Genomic DNA, 20163 nt, shown 5'->3' with positions numbered 1-20163 from the left:
GAGGCGGCGGGCCCTGGGGATGCTGATCTGGGCGGTGGTGTTCGCCGTCGGGGTGTATTTCGTCGGTGTCCCGACCAGTGACCCGCTGATCGCGTTCGGCTGGCTGTGGCTGGCCACCATCGCCTGGCGCAACCACGAGCCGTGGCGCACCCACCTGCGGTTCCTGCGCGACTGGCTGCCGATCTGCCTGCTCCTGGTGGTCTACAACGTGTCCCGGGGCTACGCCGACCGGCTGTTCGAGCCGCACGTGACCGAGCTGGCCGGGTTCGACAGGTGGCTGTTCGGCGGTGTGGTGCCGACCGAGTGGCTCCAGGCGCACCTCTGGCAGCCGGGCGTGGTCCAGTGGTGGGAGGTGGTCGTCTCCCTGGTCTACTTCTCGCACTTCCTGACCATGCCGACCATCGCCGTGGTGCTGTGGATGCGGTCCCGCCTCCAGTGGGCCCGGTTCATGCGCCGCTGGTTCCTGCTGTGCGTGTTCGGCCTGATCACCTATTTCCTCTACCCGGCCGCGCCGCCGTGGTGGGCCGCGCAGCCCGAGCACGGTGCGCTGATCGACGCGCAGCGGATCTCCACCCACGGGTGGGACGCCATCGGCCTGCACGGCGCCGGCAACACCCTCAACGCGTTGCAGGTGGAGGCGTCCAACCCGGTGGCCGCGATGCCGTCGCTGCACACCGCGTTCGCCTTCATGTCGGTGGTGTTCTTCCTGCCGATGGTGCGGCGGTACTGGTGGCCGCTGCTGCTCGCGTACCCGCTCTCGATGACCTTCACCCTGGTCTACACGGCCGAGCACTGGGTGATCGACGTGCTGGTCGGATGGGCGTACGTCGGGCTGGTGTTCCTCGTGGTGGGGCTCGGTGAGCGATGGTGGGACGCCCGGCGCCGTACGTTAAATTGACGGGGTGACAGACGTTCCTGAAACCATCCGTGTCGGTGTCCTCGGCGCCCGGGGCCGGATGGGCCTCGAGGTGTGCAAGGCGGTCGACGCCGCCGAGGATCTCGCTCTGGTCTCCATGATCGACCAGGGCGAGGAGCTGTTCCAGGCGTCCGACGCCGGTGCCCAGGTTCTCGTCGACTTCACCAACCCCGACGTGGTGATGGACAACCTGCGCTGGGCCGTCGACCAGGGCATCAGCGTGGTGGTGGGCACCTCCGGCTTCACCGAGGAGCGTCTGGAGCAGGTGCGCGGCTGGCTGGCCGCCAAGCCCGGCGCCGGCGTGCTGATCGCGCCGAACTTCGGCATCGGCGCGATCCTGATGATGCAGTTCGCGGCCCGCGCGGCCCGCTACTTCGACTCGGTGGAGATCATCGAGCAGCACCACCCGCGCAAGCTGGACGCGCCCAGCGGCACGTCGATGCACACCGCCAAGGTGATCGCGGCGGCCCGGGCCGCCGCCGGCTGCCCGCCGATGCCGGACGCCACCAAGGAGGAGATGGCCGGCGCCCGCGGCACCGAGATCGACGGGGTCCGGGTGCACTCGATCCGGGCGGCCGGCCTGGTCGCCCACCAGGAGGTGCTGTTCGGCACCTCCGGCGAGACCCTGACCATCCGGCACGACTCGCTGGACCGGTCCTCGTTCATGCCGGGCGTCCTGCTCGCCGTCCGCCACGTGCTGCGGCGCCCGGGCCTCACCATCGGCCTGGACCCGCTCCTGGAGGACTAGGCGTCCGCAACCGCCACGTGCAGCCGGATCTGGGGTACGAGCAGGTCGTCCACGTCGAGGGCGCGGCTCGCCCCGTCCGGCTCCCAGCCGGTCGAGCCGAGGAACTTCCGCATCACGCTGTCGGCGTCGTAGACCCAGGCCACCGCGGTCCGGAAGCCGTCGTCGCGCCAGTTGTCGACCGCGGCGGCCAGCATCCGGCTGCCGTGACCGCGCCGGCCCCAGCGCGGCTCGATCAGCAGGTCGGTGACGGCCGCGACGTCCTCCGGCAGGGGCTTCTCCTCCGGCGCCAGGGCCTGCTCGTCGGCCGGGCCGGAGGCGGCGAAGCCCACCACCTGCGCCGAGCTCTCACCCTGTTCGACGGCGATCAGCACCCGGTGCCGCGCGGACGGCGGGGCGGTGATCGCCTCGGTCCACCCGCGGGCCAGGTAGCCCTCGTCCAGGCCGGCCAGCACGTGTGCCGGGAACATCCGGCGGTACGCGGAACGCCAGGTGGACAGCTGGATGCGCGCGATCTCTCCCGCGTCCTCGGGACGAGCGGGACGGACGAAGCCGAGTGCCATGGCGGCAACTCTGTCATACCCCGCGTCTAGTCTCTCTCCACGATGGCAGTGTCCGAATCACTCTCGCTCTCCCAGGCCCGCCGGATCACGCTGGCGGCCCAGGGCTTCGCCGACCCACGACCGGGCGGCGCCACCGATCTGCGCCACCTGCGCCGGGTGCTGCGCCGCCTGCACCTGATCCAGATGGACTCGGTGAACGTGTTGCAGCGCGCCCACTTCATGCCGCTCTACAGCCGCCTCGGGCCGTATTCGCCGGGTCTGCTGGAGCGGGCCGCCTACCGCGGGCCCCGCGAGCTGTTCGAGTTCTGGGGCCACGAGGCGTCGCTGATCCGCGCCGACCTCCAGCCGCTGTTCCGCTGGCGGATGGCGCGGGCGCACGAGTTCGCCTGGGGCAACATGCGGCGCATCGCCGTGGAGCAGCCCGATCTGGTCGCCTGGGTGCTCGACGAGGTGCGCGACCGCGGCCCGATCACGGCCGCCGAGATCGAGCACGACACACCCCGCGACAAGGAGCACTGGGGGTGGAACTGGTCGGTCGTCAAGCAGGCACTCGAGTGGCTCTTCTACACCGGTCAGGTGACCGCCGCCGAGCGGACCACGTCCTTCGCCCGCCGCTACGACCTGCCCGAGCGGGTGCTGCCGGCCGAGGTGCTGGCCGCGCCCACCCCGGCGCCGGAGGAGGCGTTCCGGGCCCTGGTCGAGCTCTCCGCCCGGGCGCTCGGGGTGGCCGCCGAGGCCGAGCTGCGTGACTACTTCCGGCTTCCGGTGCAGCCGTGCCGGCAGGCGATCGCCGAGCTGGCCGAGGCCGGGGTGCTGCGCCCGGTCACCGTCCCGGGGTGGAGGCCGGCGTGGCTGCACCACGAGGCGAGACTGCCCCGCCGGGCCGGCGCCGCCACCCTGGTGAGCCCGTTCGACCCGCTGATCTGGGAGCGCGGCCGGACCGAGCGGCTGTTCGGCATGACCTACCGGATCGAGATCTACGTGCCCCGCCCTCAGCGGCTGTACGGGTACTACGTGCTGCCGTTCCTGATGGGCGAGCGGTTCGCGGCCCGGCTCGACCTGAAGGCCGACCGCAAGGCCGGTGAGCTGCGGATCCCGGCCGCCTGGCTGGAGCCGGGGGCGGACCCGGAGGAGACCGCCGTGGCGCTCGCCGCCGAGCTGCGCCGCCTGGCCGGCTGGCTGGGCCTCACCACGGTGGCGGCGCCCGAGCGGGGCGATTTCGCGGGACCGCTGACGAGCGCTCTGCGGGCCGGCGTCCCGGGTGTAGCGTGACGGCCATGAGTGCCGCCGCCCAGTCGCCTCCGTGGCTGGCCGATCAGCCGGTCCAGGGTCCTCCGGTGCCGCCCGAGTGGTTCGGCTACCGGCATGTCCGGGAGGACCGGCTGACCCGCCTCGTCAACCGGGTCTCGGCCCGCTCGCCGATCTGGCTGGCCCCGCTCGCGATCCTCGCCTGCACCGGTGGCGCGGTCGGTTACACCCTGCTCACCGACCCGACCACGGCGCAGGCCGGTGACCCGCCGTCCTGCCTGCTCAAATACTTGACCGGCTTCGTCTGCCCGGGGTGCGGCGGGACCCGGGCGGCGTGGTTCCTGCTGCACGGCGACCTGCCCGCCGCGGCCCGGCACCACCTGGTGTTCGTCTTCGCGGTGCCGTTCCTGATCTATCTGTACGTGGCCTGGGCCGGCCGCCGGCTGTTCCGCCTGCGGCTGCCGGAGTTCTCGGTCAGTCCGGCCGCCATGATCACATTCATGGTGGTGTGGGGTGTGTGGAGCATCCTGCGTAACCTCCCCTGGGCGCCGTTCACCGCTTTCTACGTCTGACCGGGGCGTCCGATAGGTTGTCAGGTATGACGCACGACCCGCGGCCCTTCGGACGGCTGCTGACCGCCATGGTGACCCCGTTCGCCCCGGACGGTTCGCTGGACCTCGAGGGTGCGGCGCGCCTCGCCGCGTACCTCGTCGACGAGCAGCGCAACGACGCGCTCGTCATCAGCGGCACCACCGGCGAGTCCCCCACCACCACCGACGCGGAGAAGGACGTGCTGCTCCGCACCGTGATCGAGGCCGTCGGGGACCGGGCACGGGTGCTGGCGGGCGTCGGCACCAACAACACCGCCCACACCATCGAGCTGGCCCAGGCCGCGGAGAAGGCGGGGGCGCACGGCCTGCTGGTCGTCACCCCGTACTACAGCAAGCCGCCGCAGGCGGGCGTCGAGCGTCACTTCCGTGCCGTCGCCGACGCCACCGACCTGCCGATCATGGTCTACGACATCCCGCACCGGGCCGGCACCGCGATCGCCACCGAGACCATGTGCCGGCTCGCCGGGCACGAGCGGATCGTCGCGGTCAAGGACGCCAAGGGGGACCTGGTCGCCAGCTCGCAGGTGCTGGCCCGGACCGGCCTGGCCTACTACTCCGGCGACGACGCCGCCACCCTGCCGCTGCTCTCGATCGGCGGGGTCGGCCTGGTCGGCACCTCGACCCACTTCACCGGCCGGCTGGCCAAGGACATGATCGAGGCCTGGGAGCGGGGTGACACGGCCGCCGCGCTGGCCCTGCACCGCGCGGCTCTGCCCCTGTTCACGGGCATCTTCCGTACGCAAGGGGTCATGCTGGTGAAGGCCGGGCTGAACGCTCTGGGCCGGCCCGCCGGGGTGGTCCGTTCGCCGCTGGTCGACGCGACCGATGAGGAATTGAACCAACTGCGCCAGGACGCCGCCGCGGCCGGCATCGTGCTCTGACAGGAAGAGGCGAATGACTAACGCTCACGTCGAGCTGGGTCCGCCGCCGCCGTTGCCGGAGGGCGCCCTGCGCGTCATCCCGCTCGGCGGGCTCGGCGCCATCGGCCGCAACATGACGGTGTTCGAGTTCGACGGGAAGATCCTGGTCGTCGACTGCGGGGTGCTCTTCCCTGATGTGGAGCAGCCGGGTGTCGACCTGATCCTCCCCGACTTCGCGCCCATTCTGGACCGTCTGGACGACATTCAGGCGATCGTGCTCACCCACGGGCACGAGGACCACATCGGCGCGGTTCCGTACCTGCTGGCCCACAAGCCGGACATCCCGCTGGTCGGCTCGGAGTTCACCCTGGCCCTGGTCGAGGCGAAACTGGCCGAGCGCCGGCTGGACCCGTACACGCTGACCGTCCGCGAGGGTGGGGTGGAGCGGCTCGGGCCGTTCGAGTGCGAGTTCTTCGCGGTCAACCACTCCATCCCGGACGCGCTGGCGGTCGCCGTCCGGACCCCGGCCGGCCTGATCCTGCACACCGGCGACTTCAAGATGGACCAGGTGCCGCTGGACGGGCGGATCACCGACCTGGCCGGGTTCGCCCGGCTCGGCGCCGAGGGCGTCGACCTGCTGCTCTCCGACTCGACCAACGCCGAGGTGCCCGGCTTCGTCACCCCGGAACGCGACATCGGCCCGGTGCTCAGTTCGATCTTCGGCAAGGCCAGCGGCCGGATCATCGTGGCCAGCTTCGCCTCCCACGTGCACCGGGTGCAGCAGGTGATGGACGCCGCCTGGGAGTACGACCGCAAGGTCGCCCTGATCGGCCGGTCCATGGTCAGGAACATGGGCATCGCCCGTGACCTGGGCCTGCTGCGCATCCCGGACGGCCTGCTGGTCGGCCTGGACGAGGCCACCCACCTGCCGCCCGACGAGATCGTGTTCATGTCGACCGGGTCGCAGGGCGAGCCGATGAGCGCCCTCGGCCGGATGTCGACCGGCGACCACCGGCACATCACCATCACCTCCGGCGACACGGTGGTGCTGGCCAGTTCGCTGGTGCCGGGCAACGAGACCTCGGTCTACCGGGTGATCAACCAGCTCTCCCGGGCCGGCGCCACGGTGGTCCACAAGGAGACCGCGAAGGTGCACGTCTCCGGCCACGCCCCGGCCGGTGAGCTGCGCTACCTGCTCAACGTCACCCGGCCCAGCAACCTCATGCCGGTGCACGGCGAGTGGCGTCACCTGCGCGCCCACGCGCAGCTCGGCATCGAGACCGGGGTCGCCCCGGACCGGGTGGTGCTCTGCGAGGACGGCGACGTGGTCGACCTCGTCGAGGGCCACGCCCGGGTGGTCGGCCGGGTCCGCAGCCGGTATGTGTACGTCGACGGTCTGGCGGTCGGCGACGTCAGCGAATCACTGCTCACCGAGCGCCGCATCCTCGGCGACGGCGGGTTCATCGCGGCCACCGTGGTGATCGACTCGGTCACCGGCAAGGTGGTCGGCGAGCCGGTCATCTCGGCGAAGGGCTTCTCCGAGGACCCGGAGGCGTTCAACCCGGTCGTCCCGCTGCTCACCGCGGCGCTGCACCGCTCCGCCGAGGACGGGATCACCGACACCCACCAGCTGCAACAGGTGGTCCGGCGGACCGTGGGCCGATGGGTGAACGACGCCTATCGGCGACGGCCGATGATCGTACCGACGGTCGTCGAAGTCTGAGAAGTCTGTGAATTCATAAGGATCACGCGGACTTTTCAACCATCTTCGTACGGGCTGCGTACTCCCAGGCACCGGTGCCGCCCCCACGGCACCCGTGGCGGAGGGAGTCTTCCAGATGCAGCGCAGACCGATCGCCGTGGCAGCGGTGGTGGCGGTGGCGGGCGCGGCAGCAGTCGCGTTCACCCTGCCGTCGCTGGCCGGCACCGACGAGGACGCCCGGTCGACGGCCGCGACCGGAACTCCGGGGGGCCTCTCCCCGGAGTTGCTCGCGGCGATGAAACGCGACCTCGGCCTCGACGGCGAGCAGGCGGCCACGCGGTTGGCCCGTTCGGAATGGGCCGGAGGCGTCTCCGCGACGCTGGCCGCCCAGACCGGCGAGGACTTCGGCGGCGCCTGGCTCGCGTCCGACGGCACCACGCTCAAGGTCGCGGTGACCGACTCCGGGGCGGTGTCCGTGGTGAAGGCCGCCGGCGCCGTTCCGGTGCTGGTCAAGCGGAGTGAGGCCGAGCTCGACGCGGCGAAGACCAAGCTGGACGCGGCCGCCGCCGACACCGACGGCCTGACCGGCTGGTACGTCGACGTGACCACCAACAAGGTGGTCGTGGTCGCGCAGCCGGGGGAGAAGCCGGCGGCCCTCGCGGCCGCGAGGTCGGCCGGCGTCTCGTCCGACGCGGTGACCGTGAAGATCAGCAAGGCCCAGCCGAAGCCGCTGTTCGACGTGCGCGGTGCCGACCCGTACTTCATCAACATCGATGGCGGGCAGGCGCGCTGCTCGATCGGCTTCTCGGTGACGACCGGCTTCGTCACGGCCGGCCACTGTGGCACGGAGGGCACCGCCACCACCGGCTTCAACAACCAGGCCCAGGGCACCGTGGAGTTCTCGGTCTTCCCCGGCGATGCCGACATGGGCTTCGTCGCGGTGAACGACGACTGGACGCCGCGCCCGGTGGTCAACGACTTCCAGGGCAACGAGCTGCCGGTGGCCGGCAACACCGAGGCCCCGGTCGGCGCGGCGGTCTGCCGGTCCGGTTCCACCACCGGCACGTTCTGCGGCACGATCCTGGCCAAGAACCAGACCGTCCGCTACCCGGAGGGCGCCGTCACCGGTCTGACCCGGACCGACGTCTGCGCCGAGGGCGGCGACTCCGGCGGCCCGTGGCTCTCCGGCGACCAGGCCCAGGGCGTCACCTCGGGTGGCTCCGGCGACTGCACGGTCGGCGGCGAGACCTTCTTCCAGCCGGTCAACGAGATCCTGGCGGCGCAGAACCTGACCCTGGTCACCAGCGAGGGTGAGGGTGGCGGGGCCACCGCGGCGCCGACCACCGCGCCGCCCGCTGAGGAGGGCGGGGACGCGTCCGCGTGCGACGCCCTCCCGGTGCAGCGGACCGGCACGATCAACCGGACCGGTCAGGCCCAGGCGCAGCCGAACGGCGGCGCCTACCGGGCCCGGGCCGGCACGCACACCGCCTGCCTGGACGCTCCGGACGGCGCCGACTTCGACCTGGTCCTGCAGCGGCTCAACAACCGCGGCAGCTTCCGTACGGTGGCCCAGGCCACCGGTGACGGCGACAAGACCCTGAGCTTCACCGGCCGCTCCGGCACCTACCGGTACGTGGTCGTGGCGTCCGCCGGCACCGGCGCGTACAGCCTCGGGTTCAACGTGCAGTAGTCCTGACTCGGCGGGCCGGGCGTGGAAGCCGCCCGGCACCGCCGCCGGGTCCGGTCACCTCAGCCCGGCCGGGAATCCGTGACCCGGCGCCGGATCGGGGTCCTCGTGCTCAGCGCGAGGACCCCGATTTCAGTTCACCCAGCGCCTCGCCGAGACGGCACCCGGTCGCGATGCCGCAGAGCAGCACCTGATCGAGTTGCTCGACGGTGGCGCCGTGCTCCCAGTCGCTGGTCACCTCGCCCACCACGATGGCCTGGCCGTCGTCGGTGACCTGCACGTACGCCTTCGGCCAGAGCTGGTCCCGGTTCCAGGTGTTGCAGAACTCGTACAGCTTCGGGACCTCACCGACCGGGAAGACGTGCTGCATCATGGCCCGTACCTGGAGGATCTCCTTCCGCTCACCGAGGCGGAAGAAGTAGATGAGGTTGTTCTGGAAGTTGCCGGCGATGTCGCCGTCGGCATCGACGAAGTAGGAGAAGCCTCGTTTATCCAGCGCGGCCTTGATCATGTCGTTGCTGAGAGGTTGCACCTTGCGATGGTAAATGCCGGGAAAGTGAAAAGCAGTCACGGTGCGCCTTCTCGAAGGATCGCCCGGTCACCGCTACGGTGACATCCATGGCGGGCCGAACTCCTCCGGCGGGCCGGAGCCGCGCCGCGTCCACAACCCGGGGCGCGGCGGTCAACCGTGCCCGTCAGCCGGCGCGCAAAGCCACCGGTAAGACGACCGCGCGCAAGACTCCCGCACGGCGTCCCGCGGTCCGGAAGCAGCCACCGGCCGTCGGGCCCAGCCTGGCCCGTGGCGTCGGCGCCCTCTGGATGGGTGTGGCCGGCGGGGTGGGCTGGCTGGCCCGCGGCGCCGGACGGCAGGCGGCCACCGCCCGCAGCATCGCGCCCGAGCACCGCCGGGACGGCGCCGGTCTCTTCCTGCTCGGCGCCGCCATCCTGATCGCGGTCGCCGTCTGGGCGGGCAGCGCCGGGCCGGTCGGCGTCTGGGTGGCCGACATGGTGCGGCTCTTCCTGGGCAGCCTGGCCGTGCTGCTGCCGCTGCTGCTGTTCTTCGGTGCGATCCGGCTGATGCGGGAGCCGGCCGACCCCGAGCACCGCGGCCGGACCCTGGTCGGCTGGACGGCGATCATCGTGGCCACCGCGGCACTGCTGCACATCGCCGGGCCCGAGGTCGAGAAGCCCGAGGTGGGGCAGGCCGGTGGTCTGCTCGGCTTCGGCATCGGCGGCCTGCTGGAGCGGGCCGTCACGGCGTGGGTGGCCGTACCCCTGCTGTTGCTGCTCTTCGTCTTCGGGCTGCTGGTCATCACCGCGACACCGATCGCCAAGATCCCGGAGCGGGTGGCGCTCCTGCTCGACCTGGTCTCCGGGCGCTCCGGCAAGCACACACCGCGCCCGTCGGCGGCCCTGGACGACGAGGATCCGGACGAGGCGGACGAGGCTCCCGCGAAGCCGCGGCGCCCGGCCCGGCGCCGGCAGGCCACCATGAGCGACCCGGCCCCGCTCGACCCTCCGCTCGACCAGGATCCGCCGGACGACTTCGACGAGGAACTCATCCTGCACGACACGGTGGCCCTGCCGAAGCTGCCGAAGACCCGGAAGAAGCCGCCGCCGGAGCACTCGGCGATGCCCACCCGGGCCGAGCAGCTGGAGATCTCGGCGGTCAAGGGCGACTACCGGCTGCCGCCGCCGAACCTGCTCGCCACCGGCGCCCCGCCGAAGGCCCGCAGCCGCGCCAACGACGAGATCATGGCCGCGCTGACCGGTGTCTTCGACCAGTTCAACGTGGACGCCGTGGTCACCGGCTTCACCCGCGGCCCGACGGTCACCCGGTACGAGGTGGAGATCGGCCCCGGCACCAAGGTCGAGCGGATCACCCAGCTCTCCCGCAACATCGCCTACGCCGTGAAATCGCCGGACGTGCGGATCCTCAGCCCGATCCCGGGCAAGAGCGCGGTCGGCGTGGAGATCCCGAACACCGACCCGGAGAACGTCTCGCTCGGCGACGTGCTGCGCTCCCGGGCGTCCACCGGCGACCACCACCCGATGCTGGTGGCGCTCGGCAAGGACATCGAGGGTGGGTTCGTCACGGCGAACCTCGCCAAGATGCCGCACATCCTGATCGCGGGCGCCACCGGCGCCGGTAAGAGCTCCTGCCTCAACTCGCTGCTGGTCTCGCTGCTGACCCGGGCCACCCCGGACGAGGTCCGCCTGCTGCTGGTCGACCCCAAGCGGGTCGAGATGACCGCCTACGAGGGCATCCCGCACCTCGTCACGCCGATCATCACCAACCCGAAGAAGGCCGCGGACGCCCTGGAGTGGGTGGTCCGCGAGATGGACATGCGCTACGACGACCTCGCCGCCAACGGGGTCCGCCACATCGACGACTTCAACCGCAAGCTCCGCAGCGGCGAGATCAAGCCGCCGCCGGGCAGCGAGCGGGAGATGAAGCCCTACCCCTACCTCCTGGTGATCATCGACGAGCTGGCCGACCTGATGATGGTCGCCCCGCGCGACGTGGAGGACTCGGTCGTCCGGATCACCCAGCTGGCCCGGGCCGCCGGCATCCACCTGGTGCTGGCCACCCAGCGCCCGTCGGTCGACGTGGTCACCGGCCTGATCAAGGCGAACGTGCCGTCCCGCCTGGCCTTCGCCACCTCCTCGCTCGCCGACAGCCGGGTCATCCTGGACCAGCCCGGCGCCGAGAAGCTGCTCGGCCGCGGTGACGGCCTCTTCCTGCCGATGGGCGCCTCGAAGCCGGTCCGTATCCAGGGCGCCTGGGTCGAGGAGAAGGAGATCGCGGCGGTCGTCGAGTTCTGCCGGAACCAGCGCGAGCCGGAGTTCCGTGAGGGAGTCACCGACGCGCCGCCCAGCAAGAAGAAGGAGATCGACGAGGAGATCGGCGACGACCTCCAGTTGCTGATCCAGGCGATCGAGCTGGTGGTGACCAGTCAGTTCGGCTCGACCTCGATGCTCCAGCGCAAGCTGCGGGTCGGTTTCGCCAAGGCGGGCCGGCTCATGGACCTCATGGAGACCCGCGGGATCGTCGGCCCCTCCGAGGGCTCGAAGGCACGCGACGTGCTGGTCAAGCCGGACGAGCTGGAAGAATCTCTGGCCGCTCTGCGGGTGGACGGGGACTGAACGTCTGCCGGAAGGTGAACGCCTCCGGCCCGGGGCCTTCCGTGGACAACCGGTGGATGCGCTTCAGCGCCTCATGGAGGCTCGGGATGTGGCCGGCCTCCACCCACCACAGCACGAGGGCCGAGCCGCCGGGCACGAACCAGTCACGGCGCTGGCGCAGGTAGTCGAGGTGGGCCGACTGGTACACATACGCCCGGAGATGCTCCAGCGACTCCCACACCGACATCGTGGCGATCACGGCGGGATCGCGGGGACCCGGCAGGGTGGCCTCGTCGACGTCCTCCTCCTTGAGCCGCCAGACGAAGCCTGGCGAGCGGTCGGCCAGCTCGTTCATCAGATCGAGGCCGGCCACGAACTCGGCGACGGACGGGTCTTCCAGCGGGGCTCTCAAGCGGGCGACATTCATCTGGGCCAGGTGGAAGTCGGTCATGCATCCACCTCACCAGCCCCACCGTCTAATGTCAATCGGATTTGTTTTTACAGAGGGTCACGCAGCACCGGCCGGGCGCCGGGTCCATCCGCGCGGTCCACTCGGAACCCGCCACCATGCCGTCGACGAGCGCCAGGTTCATCCCGCAGATCAGCGGCGGGAACTGCTCGGCGAGCCGGTGGAAGGGGCAGTTCCGCAGCTCGATCCGGTCCGGCCCGGCGACCGGGGAGTAGCCCCGCTCGGCGAGCGCCGCGGCCGGGTCGCTCGCCGGCTCCCGCCGGCCCTGCTCCCGGGCCACCTCGTAGAGGGCCTGATCGGCGCCGCTGCGGTCGACCGCCTCGGCGAGCATCTCCGCGGCGTCGCGATAGGCGCGCGGCGGCACGCTGACCGAGTGCTCCCAGGGCACGACCCGGTACAGCTTGGCGGGCCGCCCGGCGCCCGGCCCGCTGCGGCCGGTCCGGCGGGCGTAGGAGACCTGGAGCAGCCCGGCGTCGACCAGCTTGTCGAGATGGAAGGCGGCCAGGGTGCGGCCCACGCCGAGCGTGTCGGCCACCTCGTCACGGCCGACCGGCTCCGGCCCGCCGTCGGCCACCGCCTGGTACGCCGAGCGCCGCACCCCATCGCTCAGCGCCGTCACCGCGGCGAGATCGTCCCAGTTCTCCGAGGTCGTCACCGGGCAATCGTATTGTCAATCGCGTTTGGCGCTAGAAGCTGGACGAGCGGAGGAACGACCACGCCGGGCTGCCCGGTAACCTTGGCGGGTGTCTGGAACCTCTCCCACCCGCCGTGTCGCGCTACTGACGCTGGGCTGCGCCCGTAACGAGGTCGACTCGGAAGAGCTGGCCGCCCGCCTCGACGCCGGCGGCTGGGAGGTCGGCACCGACGCCGAGGGCGCGGACGTGGTCGTCGTCAACACCTGCGGTTTCGTCGAGAAGGCGAAGCAGGACTCGATCGACACGCTGCTCGCCGCGGCCGACACCGGCGCCAAGGTGGTCGCCGCCGGCTGCATGGCCGAGCGGTACGGCAAGGAGCTCGCCGACAACCTCCCCGAGGCGAACGCGGTGCTCGGCTTCGACGACTACACCGACATCACCGACCGGCTGGAGAGCGTGCTGCGCGGCGAGAGCCTGGACGCGCACACCCCCCGCGACCGCCGTGAGCTGCTCCCGATCACCCCGGTGAAGCGGCAGGCCGCCAAGGTGGTCGTCCCCGGCCACGCGACCGTCGACGACCACACCCCGGCCCACCTGCGCAAGGTGCTGCGCCGCCGGCTCGACACCGGCCCGGTGGCCTCGCTGAAACTGGCCAGCGGCTGCGACCGGCGCTGCGCGTTCTGCGCGATCCCGGCGTTCCGCGGCGCCTTCGTCTCCCGCGACCCGCAGGAGCTGCTCGCCGAGGCCGAGTGGCTGGCCAAGACCGGCGTCCGCGAGCTGGTGCTGGTCAGTGAGAACAGCACGTCGTACGGGAAGGACCTGGGCGACCCGCGCCTGCTGGAGAAGCTGCTGCCACAGCTGGCCGCGGTCGACGGCATCGTCCGGGTGCGGGCCAGTTACCTGCAACCCGCCGAGACCCGTCCCGGTCTGGTGGAGGCGATCGCCACGACGCCCGGCGTGGCCGCCTACTTCGACCTGTCGTTCCAGCACTCCAGCGAGCCGGTGCTGCGCCGGATGCGGCGGTTCGGGTCCACCGAACGCTTCCTCGAGCTGCTCGACTCGGCCCGGAACCTGGCGCCCGGGGCCGGCGCCCGGAGCAACTTCATCGTCGGCTTCCCCGGCGAGACCAAGCAGGACGTGGACGAGCTGGTCCGCTTCCTCACCGAGGCCCGGCTCGACGCCATCGGCGTCTTCGACTACAGCGACGAGGACGGCACCGAGGCCGCCGGCCTGGACCGCAAGGTGAGCGACGCCACCATCAAGCGGCGGTACGACCGGGTCGTCGCGCTCGCCGAGGAGCTGTGCGCCCAGCGCGCCGAGGACCGGATCGGCGACACCGTCGAGGTGCTGATCGACACGATCGACGGCGACGAGATCGAGGGCCGTGCCGAGCACCAGGCACCCGAGGTGGACGGCTCGACCAGCCTGGTCGCCGGCGACGCCGGGGTGGACCTGTCGATGCTGCGCCCCGGCGACCTGGTCCGGGCGCGGGTCACCGGCACCGAGGGTGTGGACCTGCTCGCCGTCCCGGTGGAGATGATCTCGGCCGCCCCGGTGACGCGGTGACCGACGAGCCGGCTCCGGCTCCGGCGGCGCGGGTGGTGTCGCTCTACAACGCGGCCAACGCGCTGACCGTCGTCCGGATCGTGCTCGTACCGGTCTTCCTGTTCCTGGTCGTCGTCTCCGAGATGACCCAGCCGGACTGGCGGATCGCGGCCTGTCTCGCCTTCTGCATCGCCTCGGCGACCGACTTCGCGGACGGCTGGATCGCCCGGCGCTGGTCGCTGGTCACCTCGTTCGGCAAGATCGCCGACCCGATCGCGGACAAGGCGCTCACCGGCACCGCCCTGGTCCTGCTCTCGTTCTACGGCGCACTGCCCTGGTGGGTGACGGTGGTCATCCTGGTCCGCGAGTGGGGTGTGACCGCGCTGCGGTTCTGGGTCATCCGGTACGGCGTGATCCCGGCCTCCCGGGGTGGCAAACTCAAGACCGGGCTGCAGACCATCGCCATCGCGTGGTATCTGTGGCCGGTGCCGGAGCCGTTCCACCTCGTCGGGGTGGTGCTGATGGGCGCCGCGCTGGTGGTCACCGTGGTGACCGGGGCCGACTACGTGGTCCAGGCGCTGCGGTTGCGGCGGGGCCCGGTTTAGAGGGGGAGCGGATGGACATCTCGGTGGCGGCCGCGGCGGCCGTGCACGCGCTGGTGGACCGGGGGCAGACGGTGGCGACGGTGGAGTCGCTCACCGGTGGTCTGGTGGCCGCGACGATCGTCGAGATCCCCGGGGTGAGCGCCGTCTACCGGGGCGGTCTGGTGGTGTACTCCACCGAACTCAAGGCGCGGCTCGCCGGCGTACCGGAAGGGTTGCTGGCGGAGCGGGGCCCGGTCGACGGTGACGTGGCCGCCGCGCTGGCCGAGGGCGCCCGGGAGCGCTGCGGCGCGGACTGGGGCGTGGCCACCACCGGCGTCGCGGGCCCGGAGCCGCAGGACGGCAAGCCGGTCGGGCTGGTCTTCGTGGCGGTTGCCGGCCCCTCGGGGACCCGGGTGCGCGAGCTGAAACTGGACGGAAACCGCGCGGCCATCCGTACCGAAAGTGTGACGGCCGTCCTTCAATTGCTGACCGACTCTCTCCGTTCCGCGCCGCCCGCGGCCTGAGCTGGGGTTACGCACCCTACCGCACCTGTTGTCCGGTTCTGTCGTGGGCCCAGGGGCCCGGGAATTCGGCGGGGCGGGATGTCGGGGCGGCTCGGGCCAGGTACGGTTGCGGGAAGCCTCCGGCGTATGCCGGCGGCGAGCTCGCAGGAGGAGGTGCCATGGTCCTGCTACGCCGCGTTATCGGCGACGCTCTTCGTGCGCGCCGGCAGGGGCAGCACCGCACGCTGCGCGAGGTGTCGACCGCCGCGAACGTCAGCCTGGGATATCTGTCCGAGATCGAGCGTGGTCAGAAAGAGGCGTCCAGCGAGCTGCTCGCGGCCATCTGCGACGCGCTCGGCGCCCGCCTCTCCGAGTTGCTCAGCGAGGTCAGCAGCACGCTGTCCCTGGCGGAGAACATGGAGGGTGTGCTGGTTCCGGTCGATGGCAAGTCGACCGATGGGGACGTGTCCGTCTCCGTGCGCCAGGATTCCCCGCTCAAGACCACGCTGCACGCGACCCGCAAACCGAAGCGGGACATCGTCTACGCCGCCTGATCATCATGTCGCGATCGGCCGGGCCGTCCCCTGGGGCGACCCGGCCTGTTTCGTGTGTCGGTTCGGCGCCTCGCTCTGGCCCGTCAGGGAGGCGTAGCCTCGATGCCAGGGGAGACCCTGAGATCCCCCGGAGGACCCGTGACGTCAGTGGCATCCGGCTGTCACGATGGGTTTCGCGTCCTCCTCAGAACGAGGGATGACGCGTCCGACAGAGCGACATTGAGGGGACACCACGAGATGGCGAATCCGTTCGTCAAGGGCTGGCATTACATGATGGCGCTCTTCGGCGCGAAGATCGACGAGTACGCCGATCCGAAGGTCCAGATCCAGCAGGCCATCGAGGATGCTCAGCGCCAGCACCAGGCCCTCGTGCAGCAGGCCGCAGCCGTCATCGGCAATCAGCGGCAGCTCGAGATGAAACTGTCCCGGCAGATGTCCGAGGTCGAGAAGCTGCAGGGCATGGCCCGTCAGGCGCTCGTCCTCGCCGACCGCGCCCGGGCCGCCGGTGACGAGGCCGAGGCCCAGAAGTACGAGCAGACCGCGCAGACGCTGGCCACCCAGCTGGTCTCCGGCGAGCAGTCGATGGAGGACCTCAAGACCCTCCACGACCAGGCGCTCGCCGCCGCCGGGCAGGCCCGCAAAGCGGTCGAGAACAACGCGATGGTCCTCCAGCAGCGCATCGCCGAGCGCTCCCGGCTGCTCAGCCAGCTCGAGCAGGCCAAGATGCAGGAGACCGTGGCCAAGTCGCTGGAGTCGATGTCGCAGCTCGCGGCGCCGGGCAACACCCCGTCGCTGGACCAGGTGCGCGACAAGATCGAGCAGCGGTACGCGAACGCCATGGGCCGTGCCGAGCTGGCCGCCAACTCGGTCGAGGGCCGCATGCTCGAGGTGCAGAAATCCAGCCTGGACCTGGCCGGCGCGTCCCGCCTGGAGCAGATCCGGGCCAGCATGGCGGGGGAGAAGCTGGGCGGCGCCGCCGATCGCCCGGCCGTCGAGCAGCCCGCCACCTCCGCCGCCGATCCGGCCGGTGTGGCCCGGCTCGACGAGATCCGGGCGAGCCTCAACCAGAAGCGGGGCGACACCACCGCTGCCGGCTGAGCGACGACGACGGGGAGGGGAGCGACGGTGGACGAGCGGACCAGGTATTTCCGGCGGCTCAAACGGCTGCGGGGTTCCGCACGCCGGTGGAGTGTGCTCGGTGGAGGCCTGACCGCGGCGGCCGCCGTCCTCACTCCGTACGCGGGGATCGGTGTCGCCGACGCGGTCTGGGCGGCGGCCGCCGGATCCTCGGTGATGCTCGCCTGGTGGCGCTGGAGCGACCACCGTGAGCTGGCCGCCCAGCCGGCGCCGGCGCCCAGCCTGCCGGAGACCCGGCTCGCCGCGGCGCTCGAGCGGTTCCCGGCCGGGCGGACGGTGGTGCAGGAGGTGCGCCGCCAGAAGAACCGGTTCGCGCTGCGCGGCTCGGTCATCGCCGACTCGTGGGACAGGCTGGAGCGCGCGTCACAGACGATGGCGGGGCTGGCCGGGCGGCTGACCGGTGAGGGCCAGGCCGCGGTGCTGGAGGCCGCCACCGCGGAGAAGTGGCTGCGTGACCTCGGCCAGCGGGCGGCAAGCGTCGAGCGGGCCATCCCGCTCGGGCAGGGCGGCCGGCGCGACGCGCTCGTGGAGTCGCACGCCGGTCTCGCCGAGCAGTTCAGTGAGGGCGTCGAGGCGTTCGAGGCGCTGGTCGCGGCCGCCGCCAGCTACGTCGCGGAGGACGGGCAACCGCTCGTCGACACCCGTCATCCGGCGTATTTCAGTCTGGTCGACGCGGCCGACCGGTTGCGCGGCATCGCCGAGGGCCTGGCCGAGCTGCGGACCACCGAATTCCGCACCCCACCCGCGGCGGCCGGCTGACCGTCACGGCTCCGGCTGGCAGCGCGGGCACCAGTAGGTGACGCGTTCGTCCTGTTCGGCCTTGCGGATCGCGGTGGCACAACGGCGGCACGGCTGGGCGCGACGACCGTACACATAGTTGGTCTCGCCTCGTCGCAGCGATCCGGTGGTGGTCTGCGTCCAGCGGCCGCGGTTGGAAGCGACCAGCTTCTGTGCCAGCTCGACCGTGCCGGCCAGGTCGGTTACCTCGTCGACCGGGGTCCACGGCCACAGCCCGCGCAGGAACAGCGTCTCCGCCTTGTAGAGGTTGCCCACCCCGGCCAGATTCCGCTGGTCCAGCAGCGCCTCGGCGATCGTGGCCGAGGGCTTCGCGGCGATCCGGCGGACCGCCTCGGCCGGATCCCAGTCGGCGCCGAGCAGATCCGGCCCGAGATGCCCGACCAGACGGTCCTCCTCGGCGGTCGGGATCAGCGTCACCTCGTGCAGGTGGTACCCGACGGCCACCGAGCGGGCGGTGCGCAACACCACCCGGATCAGGTGCGCGGGGCGGCCGGTCCATCGTTCCCGGGGCGCGTAGGCCCGCCAGGCGCCGTCCATCCGCAGGTGCGAGTGGAGCGTGTGCGGTGGCCGCCCGTCCCGGGTCAGGCGCAGCAGCAGGTGCTTGCCCCGGCTCGCGGACTCGGCGACGGTCCAGCCGGTGAGGTCGGTGGTCGCGAGCCGCGGCACCCGGAAGTCGGAGCCGGTCAGCACCTCGCCGGTGAGCGCCTTCTCCAGCACGCGGGCGGTGTTCCAGACGGTGTCCCCTTCCGGCATGCCCACCATTCTCGGCGAAAACCGGGTGACCGGCCCTGGACGGGCTGGCATCCTGCCCGCATGCGACTCGACATCGCCCCGATCGGGGACCGGCTGGACCTCTATGACGAACTCCCAGGCTGGCCCGAGTTCATGACCAAGGATCCGACCGGTGGCCTCTACTACCGGTATTTTGATCAGTTCTGGCCGGACTTCTCCCTGCTTGCGGTCGACAAGGAGACCGGGAAGCCGGTGGCCAAGGCGCATTCGGTCCCGTTCGCGTGGGACGAGGATCCGGCTGAAGGGCTGCCCGAGGGCGGCTGGGACTGGGTGATCCGCCAGGCCGTCCACGACCGTCTCAGCGGGACGAAACCCACCATGGTCTCGGCCCTGGAGATCAACATCCGGCCCGATCTGCGCGGGTCCGGCCTCTCCGGCCTGATACTCGCGGCGATGCGCGACAACGCGGCCGGGCACGGCTTCACCGACCTGGTCGCGCCGGTCCGGCCCAGCGGCAAGCACGCCCAGATCAGACAACCCATCGATGCGTACGCCCACGCGACCCGTGACGACGGACTGCCCGTCGACCCGTGGCTGCGGGTGCACGTGCGCGCCGGGGCGAAGATCGTCAACGTGGCGCACTACAGCATGACCTACGCCGGGACGCTGGAGCAGTGGCGATCCTGGACCGGGCTGGCCTTCGACGCCACCGGGCCGGTCGAGGTGCCGGGCGCCCTGTCCCCGATCCACTGCGACGTGGAGCAGGATCACGCCGTCTACGTCGAGCCCAACGTCTGGGTCCACCACCGCATCTGACCGTTTCGGCCCGGACCACCGATCTCAGCCCGGCGGGGCCTCGCGGGCTGGACCACGTGGGTGCTCGCGTAGTGCGGCGGGACCGGGCTCCTGTGGTTGGGGGCGGTTTGTCCCGTACCGGAAAGGGTCTGCTATTTATCGGGCGGCGATGCGGACCATGTCGCCGGGGACCACCGAGAGAAGGACCACGGCGCGGCCGTTGTTGACCGCGATCGCGACCCGGTCCGCCGAGTCGGCGAAGACGAGCAGCTCGCCCACGTTGACGTCGGCGAAGGTCGCGCCGCGGCGGGCCCGGACGCCGCCGTTGACCATGAGCTCCGTGCCGAGGCCGGAGAGCGCGGAGCCCTCGGCGGCCAGTTGGACGTTGCCGAACCGGTCGACCGTCAGGACCTCGGCCTCGATCCAGCCGTCGCCGATGGTGACCACCGGGTCGGGTAGACGGGTCAGGCTGGACGGGTCCACCGCCGGGCCGGCCTCCGCCGGATCGGCGCCCGCCGCCAGCCGGGCCGCGACCGGGGCGAAGAGATCCCGGCCGTGGAAGGTGCGGGAGACGTCACCGAGCACCCAGTCCTTGTTGTCCAGCTCGTAGGCCGCGGTGATGCCGCCGAGCGCGTCGGCGGCCCAGATGAGCAGGCCGTTGTCCGGGCCGACGAGCAGACCGTTCGGCGTGGCGAGGACCACGCCGCGGCGGGTCGTGCCGACGCCCGGGTCGACGACCGCGAGATGCACCGAGGGCGGCAGGTAGGGCGCGGTCTGCGCCAGGACCGCGGCGCCCCGGCTGACATCGGCCGGCGGCACGTGGTGAGTGACGTCGATCACCCTGGTGCCGGGGGAGACGCGGGCGATCGATCCATGACAGGCGGCTACGAAGCCGTCAAAAGTGCCGTAATCGGTCGTGAAGCTGATCCATCCATAACCGCCCATGGTGGTCA

General features: G+C 71.5%; 21 protein-coding genes. 15 read left to right on the top strand and 6 right to left on the bottom strand.

The window, feature by feature from the left end:
- The first annotated feature begins 19 nt into the window (after nucleotides 1–19).
- Nucleotides 20–898, top strand: a complete 879-nt coding sequence (locus tag BJ964_RS03945) for a phosphatase PAP2 family protein (RefSeq protein ID WP_188126779.1) — start codon at nucleotides 20–22, stop codon at nucleotides 896–898.
- A gap of 4 nt (nucleotides 899–902) precedes the next feature.
- Complete coding sequence (gene dapB / locus BJ964_RS03940) at nucleotides 903–1664, top strand: 4-hydroxy-tetrahydrodipicolinate reductase (RefSeq protein WP_188119401.1); 762 nt, start codon at nucleotides 903–905, stop codon at nucleotides 1662–1664.
- On the opposite strand, the gene BJ964_RS03935 is transcribed toward dapB, so the two are convergent.
- Complete coding sequence (locus tag BJ964_RS03935; protein ID WP_188119400.1) at nucleotides 1661–2224, bottom strand: GNAT family N-acetyltransferase; 564 nt, start codon at nucleotides 2222–2224, stop codon at nucleotides 1661–1663. The genes dapB and BJ964_RS03935 overlap by 4 nt on opposite strands.
- Before the next feature lie 42 nt (nucleotides 2225–2266).
- On the opposite strand from BJ964_RS03935, the gene BJ964_RS03930 reads away from it, so the two are divergent.
- From BJ964_RS03930 to BJ964_RS03910, 5 genes are all read left to right on the top strand, one after another.
- Nucleotides 2267–3496: a winged helix-turn-helix domain-containing protein gene (locus tag BJ964_RS03930; protein ID WP_188119399.1), complete on the top strand. Its 1230-nt coding sequence runs from the start codon at nucleotides 2267–2269 to the stop codon at nucleotides 3494–3496.
- A 5-nt stretch (nucleotides 3497–3501) separates the two neighbouring features.
- On the top strand, nucleotides 3502–4044 hold the full coding sequence (locus BJ964_RS03925; protein ID WP_188119398.1) for a DUF2752 domain-containing protein: 543 nt from the start codon (nucleotides 3502–3504) through the stop codon (nucleotides 4042–4044).
- A 26-nt stretch (nucleotides 4045–4070) separates the two neighbouring features.
- Nucleotides 4071–4964, top strand: a complete 894-nt coding sequence (gene dapA, locus BJ964_RS03920; protein WP_188119397.1) for a 4-hydroxy-tetrahydrodipicolinate synthase — start codon at nucleotides 4071–4073, stop codon at nucleotides 4962–4964.
- Between the two features lie 13 nt (nucleotides 4965–4977).
- Nucleotides 4978–6666: a ribonuclease J gene (locus BJ964_RS03915; protein ID WP_188119396.1), complete on the top strand. Its 1689-nt coding sequence runs from the start codon at nucleotides 4978–4980 to the stop codon at nucleotides 6664–6666.
- A 115-nt stretch (nucleotides 6667–6781) separates the two neighbouring features.
- Nucleotides 6782–8335: a S1 family peptidase gene (locus tag BJ964_RS03910; RefSeq protein WP_188119395.1), complete on the top strand. Its 1554-nt coding sequence runs from the start codon at nucleotides 6782–6784 to the stop codon at nucleotides 8333–8335.
- A gap of 109 nt (nucleotides 8336–8444) precedes the next feature.
- Here BJ964_RS03910 and BJ964_RS03905 read toward each other — a convergent pair whose 3' ends face one another.
- Nucleotides 8445–8864 carry a YbjN domain-containing protein gene (locus BJ964_RS03905; protein WP_229806554.1) on the bottom strand — a complete coding sequence of 140 codons (420 nt, stop codon included), beginning with the start codon at nucleotides 8862–8864 and terminating at the stop codon, nucleotides 8445–8447.
- Nucleotides 8865–8950: 86 nt separating this feature from the next.
- Here BJ964_RS03905 and BJ964_RS03900 point away from each other — a divergent pair, with 86 nt between their 5' ends.
- On the top strand, nucleotides 8951–11479 hold the full coding sequence (locus BJ964_RS03900; protein ID WP_188119394.1) for a DNA translocase FtsK: 2529 nt from the start codon (nucleotides 8951–8953) through the stop codon (nucleotides 11477–11479).
- Here BJ964_RS03900 and BJ964_RS03895 read toward each other — a convergent pair.
- Together BJ964_RS03895 and BJ964_RS03890 are read right to left on the bottom strand one after the other, a co-directional pair.
- The gene (locus BJ964_RS03895; protein ID WP_188119393.1) at nucleotides 11424–11909 is read right to left on the bottom strand and encodes a DUF3291 domain-containing protein; all 486 of its coding nucleotides are present in this window, start codon (nucleotides 11907–11909) and stop codon (nucleotides 11424–11426) included. The genes BJ964_RS03900 and BJ964_RS03895 overlap by 56 nt on opposite strands.
- Nucleotides 11910–11940: 31 nt before the next feature.
- A complete protein-coding gene (locus tag BJ964_RS03890) occupies nucleotides 11941–12582 on the bottom strand; it encodes a helix-turn-helix transcriptional regulator (protein WP_188119392.1) in 642 nt (213 codons plus the stop codon).
- A gap of 88 nt (nucleotides 12583–12670) precedes the next feature.
- On the opposite strand from BJ964_RS03890, the gene rimO reads away from it, so the two are divergent.
- The 6 genes from rimO to pspM all read left to right on the top strand — a co-directional run bounded on the left by rimO (nucleotide 12671) and on the right by pspM (nucleotide 17644).
- Nucleotides 12671–14128, top strand: a complete 1458-nt coding sequence (rimO, locus tag BJ964_RS03885) for a 30S ribosomal protein S12 methylthiotransferase RimO (protein ID WP_188119391.1) — start codon at nucleotides 12671–12673, stop codon at nucleotides 14126–14128.
- Nucleotides 14125–14712: a CDP-diacylglycerol--glycerol-3-phosphate 3-phosphatidyltransferase gene (pgsA, locus tag BJ964_RS03880; RefSeq protein ID WP_188119390.1), complete on the top strand. Its 588-nt coding sequence runs from the start codon at nucleotides 14125–14127 to the stop codon at nucleotides 14710–14712. The genes rimO and pgsA overlap by 4 nt, the downstream gene beginning before the upstream one ends.
- An 11-nt stretch (nucleotides 14713–14723) precedes the next feature.
- Nucleotides 14724–15215 (top strand): CinA family protein, encoded by a 492-nt coding sequence (locus BJ964_RS03875; protein ID WP_188119389.1) that lies wholly within the window; start codon nucleotides 14724–14726, stop codon nucleotides 15213–15215.
- A 158-nt stretch (nucleotides 15216–15373) separates the two neighbouring features.
- Entirely contained in the window at nucleotides 15374–15748 is a 375-nt protein-coding gene (locus BJ964_RS03870) for a helix-turn-helix domain-containing protein (protein ID WP_188119388.1), read from the top strand.
- A 237-nt stretch (nucleotides 15749–15985) separates the two neighbouring features.
- Nucleotides 15986–16846, top strand: coding sequence for a PspA/IM30 family protein (locus BJ964_RS03865; protein WP_188119387.1), 861 nt, complete (start codon nucleotides 15986–15988; stop codon nucleotides 16844–16846).
- 27 nt (nucleotides 16847–16873) lie between these two features.
- Complete coding sequence (pspM, locus tag BJ964_RS03860; RefSeq protein WP_188119386.1) at nucleotides 16874–17644, top strand: phage shock envelope stress response protein PspM; 771 nt, start codon at nucleotides 16874–16876, stop codon at nucleotides 17642–17644.
- Between the two features lie 3 nt (nucleotides 17645–17647).
- Here the strand turns inward: pspM and BJ964_RS03855 are convergent, their stop codons facing one another.
- Nucleotides 17648–18436: an Fpg/Nei family DNA glycosylase gene (locus BJ964_RS03855; protein ID WP_188119385.1), complete on the bottom strand. Its 789-nt coding sequence runs from the start codon at nucleotides 18434–18436 to the stop codon at nucleotides 17648–17650.
- Nucleotides 18437–18496: 60 nt separating this feature from the next.
- On the opposite strand from BJ964_RS03855, the gene BJ964_RS03850 reads away from it, so the two are divergent.
- Nucleotides 18497–19231, top strand: coding sequence for an N-acetyltransferase (locus BJ964_RS03850; protein WP_188119384.1), 735 nt, complete (start codon nucleotides 18497–18499; stop codon nucleotides 19229–19231).
- Nucleotides 19232–19366: 135 nt separating this feature from the next.
- On the opposite strand, the gene BJ964_RS03845 is transcribed toward BJ964_RS03850, so the two are convergent.
- Entirely contained in the window at nucleotides 19367–20155 is a 789-nt protein-coding gene (locus tag BJ964_RS03845) for an SAM hydrolase/SAM-dependent halogenase family protein (RefSeq protein WP_188119383.1), read from the bottom strand.
- Nucleotides 20156–20163 lie beyond the last annotated feature (8 nt).

Origin of the sequence: Actinoplanes lobatus, assembly GCF_014205215.1 — a bacterium.
Lineage (GTDB): Bacteria > Actinomycetota > Actinomycetes > Mycobacteriales > Micromonosporaceae > Actinoplanes > Actinoplanes lobatus.
This window is presented reverse-complemented; position numbering and strand designations above follow the sequence as displayed.